Source organism: Sandarakinorhabdus rubra (genome assembly GCF_010994245.1).
GTDB classification, from domain to species: domain Bacteria; phylum Pseudomonadota; class Alphaproteobacteria; order Sphingomonadales; family Sphingomonadaceae; genus Sandarakinorhabdus; species Sandarakinorhabdus rubra.
Genome location: NZ_WMHO01000281.1, coordinates 1 through 2,797, shown reverse-complemented (window position 1 = coordinate 2,797; position 2,797 = coordinate 1). Strand labels below are relative to the sequence as shown.

Annotated in this window: 4 protein-coding genes and 1 pseudogene; all 5 read right to left on the bottom strand. The window is 67.5% G+C overall.

Going from position 1 to position 2,797, the window contains the following annotated elements; genetic code table 11:
• The coding region (locus GJV64_RS13355; RefSeq protein ID WP_456238860.1) for a F0F1 ATP synthase subunit B family protein at nucleotides 1–304 on the bottom strand (304 nt) is incomplete at its 3' end.
• Between the two features lie 79 nt (nucleotides 305–383).
• Nucleotides 384–608 carry an ATP synthase subunit c family protein gene (locus GJV64_RS13350; RefSeq protein ID WP_156256674.1) on the bottom strand — a complete coding sequence of 75 codons (225 nt, stop codon included), beginning with the start codon at nucleotides 606–608 and terminating at the stop codon, nucleotides 384–386.
• A gap of 32 nt (nucleotides 609–640) precedes the next feature.
• Nucleotides 641–1,369: a F0F1 ATP synthase subunit A gene (locus GJV64_RS13345; RefSeq protein ID WP_205599634.1), complete on the bottom strand. Its 729-nt coding sequence runs from the start codon at nucleotides 1,367–1,369 to the stop codon at nucleotides 641–643.
• Between the two features lie 25 nt (nucleotides 1,370–1,394).
• Entirely contained in the window at nucleotides 1,395–1,712 is a 318-nt protein-coding gene (locus GJV64_RS13340) for an AtpZ/AtpI family protein (protein ID WP_164157841.1), read from the bottom strand.
• Nucleotides 1,713–1,887: 175 nt separating this feature from the next.
• Nucleotides 1,888–2,797, bottom strand: a pseudogene (locus GJV64_RS13335) (chromosome segregation protein); the annotation flags it as partial.

The window sequence follows — 2,797 nt, the reverse complement described above, 5'->3', positions numbered from 1 at the left end:
CACCCAACGCCTTCAGCTGCACCTCGGCAGCCTTGGCAGCGGCGTCGCGCGCGGCAGCCACGCTGGCCTGCGCGGCGTCACGGGCCTGGCGCATGGCGGCGTCGTGCGCATTGCGGATGGCATCGGCCGCGCCCCTGGCCTGTTCGGCCCGGTCAAGATCGCCGGCAACCTGCGTTTCGCGCGCGTCCATCACCTTGCCGATCTTGGGCAGGGTGGGGCGGACCACAACGAAATAGAGAACGGCGAAGATGACGCCGAACCAGAACAGCTGCGAGGCGAAATTGGCGGTATCGAACTGGGGCACGGCAGGGCTTCCCGGCTGGGGTGGCTGATCAGGCAGGCGCCTGCCAGGGTGAAGCCCCGGCCGGCGCCCGAACCCGGGTTCAGCCGAAGGCCAGCGCCAGCGCGACGACGGCGGCGATCAGGCCCAGCGCTTCGGTCACGGCGAAGCCGAAGATCAGGCGGGCGCCCAGCTTGTCGGCAGCGGCCGGGTTGCGCAGCGCACCCTGCAGGAACATGCCGAAGATGATGCCGACGCCGATGGCGGCGAAGCCGGCACCCATGGCGGCAAGGCCGGCACCGATCAGCTTGTAAGCAGCGACTTCCATTGTCTGTCCTTTGCGTGTGGTAAGAGGTTGACTTAGTGAAGGTTTACAGCGTCGTTCAGATAGATGCTGGCCAAGAGCGCGAACACATAAGCCTGCACCACGGCGATCAGCAGTTCCAGCGCCGTGAGCGCCACGTTGACGCCCAGCGGAATGAGGCCGAGGCCCACGTTGACGGCGCCCAGCGAGACCACGAAGCCGCCGAACACCTTCATCAGCACGTGGCCGGCGGTCATGTTGGCGAACAACCTTATGGCCAGCGTGAAGGGCCGCGACAGGAAGGACAGAAACTCGATCAGCGCCACCAGCGGCGCCACAAACAGCGGCGTGCCTTCGGGGAGGAACAGCGAGAAGAAGTGCAGCCCGTGGCGGGCGAAGCCGACAATCACCACCAGGATGAACACGATCATCGCCAGCCCGAAGGTGACGGCGATATGGCTGGTGGGCGTGAAGCTGTGCACGAACGGCACCATGCCGAGCAGGTTGCAGGCCAGCACGAAGATGAACACGGCAAAGATCAGCGGGGCATAGCGCAGGCCATCCTTGCCGACATTCTCGCGCAGCATGTCGCGAATGAATTCATAGAGATATTCAACGGCGGCCTGCATGCGGCCGGGCACCATCGCCGGGCGGGCGGTGCCGATGAACAGGAAGGCAGAAATGCTGATCAGCGCGATCAGCATCCACAGCGAGCTATTGGTGAAGGCCAGATCAACGCCGCCGGCCGCCAGCGGCACGACCGTCTCGATCTTGAACTGCTCCATCGGATTGGCCACGGCCGTCTGATCCCTAGTCGCCTGAACTGTGCCCGTCGTTGTCGTCTGCATTGGCGGCATCCAGCCGCTTCTGCCGACGCAGCGACTGGTAAAGCCCGGTCGCAAACCCCAGCAGCAGCAGCAGGATCAGCCCCCAGGGCCCGGTGTCCAACTGCCGGTCGATGAACCAGCCGATGAACCCGCCTGCCAGCATCGCCCCGATGAATTCGGAAGCGATCTGCCAGCCGGCACTTTCGCCCTGCTTGGCGCCGTCCTTGCGGCCGGCTTCGGCAGCCCGGGCCGCAGCGATGCGACGCGCGAGGCTTTCCTCGTCGGCTTTCCGGTCGGCCAAGGCGAAAACCCCTGTCGTCCTACCTGTTGCAGCCCCACCGGTGAAGGTCGGACCATCCGCCGGGTGCGGCAGATGGCCCCGCCGGCCAAGGCCTGCGGGACTTGGCGCGCGTCCTAGAGGCGGGGGGTGGCCGTGTCAACCATTGTGCAGTGCACACTTGCGAAGCCGGGAGGGGTCAGGCGGTGGCCACCAGCGTCTCGGCGGTCTCCAGATCGACGCTGACCAGCTGGCTCACGCCCGGCTCGGCCATGGTGACGCCGAACAGGCGGTGCATCCGGCTCATCGTCACGGCGTTGTGGGTGACGATCAGGAAGCGCGTTGCGGTCTCGGCCACCATGCGGTCAAGCAGGTCGCAGAAGCGCTCCACATTGGCATCGTCGAGCGGCGCGTCCACCTCGTCGAGCACGCAGATCGGCGCCGGGTTGGCGAGGAACAGTGCGAAGATCAGCGCGGTGGCGGTGAGCGCCTGTTCGCCACCCGACAGGAGGGTGAGCGACTGCAGCTTCTTGCCCGGCGGCTGCGCCATGATCTCGAGGCCGGCCTCCAGGGGATCATCGCTCTCGATCAGCGCCAGCTGCGCCTCGCCGCCACCGAACAAATCCGTGAAGAGCGTGCGGAAATGCCCGTCCACAGCCTGGAAGGCGGCCTGCAGCCGCTGCCGGCCTTCGCGGTTGAGGCTGCCGATGGAGCCGCGCAGCCGGGCGATGGCAGTGTCCAGCTCGGCCTTTTCCGCTGTGGTCAGGCTGGCCTGATCTTCCAGTTCCTTCAGCTCGATCTCGGCGCGCAGGTTGACCGGCCCGAGCCGCTCGCGCTCCGCGGTGAGGCCATCCAGCGCCGTGGCCAGCGCCGGCGGGTCGCCGGGTTCGACGGCAAAGCCGAAGCGGCCGGGCAGCAGGGTCGGCGGGCACTGGAACCGCTCGCCGCACAGGCGTTCGATCTCCAGCCGCGCGGCGTCCTGGTGTTCGGCCTCGGCGCGCATGGTAGCGCGCACCTCGCGGGCCTCGGCCACGGCACTTTCCGCTTCGCGCTGGCGGGCGGTCAGCCCCTCTAGTGCGCGCTCGGCTTCGGCCAGCGCGTCGGCGGCG

Excerpts from the sequence above, each read along its gene's own strand:
- GJV64_RS13350 (WP_156256674.1), bottom strand. The coding sequence starts at position 608 with ATGGAAGTCGCTGCTTACAAGCTGATCGGTGCCGGCCTTGCCGCCATG.
- GJV64_RS13345 (WP_205599634.1), bottom strand. The coding sequence starts at position 1,369 with ATGGAGCAGTTCAAGATCGAGACGGTCGTGCCGCTGGCGGCCGGCGGC.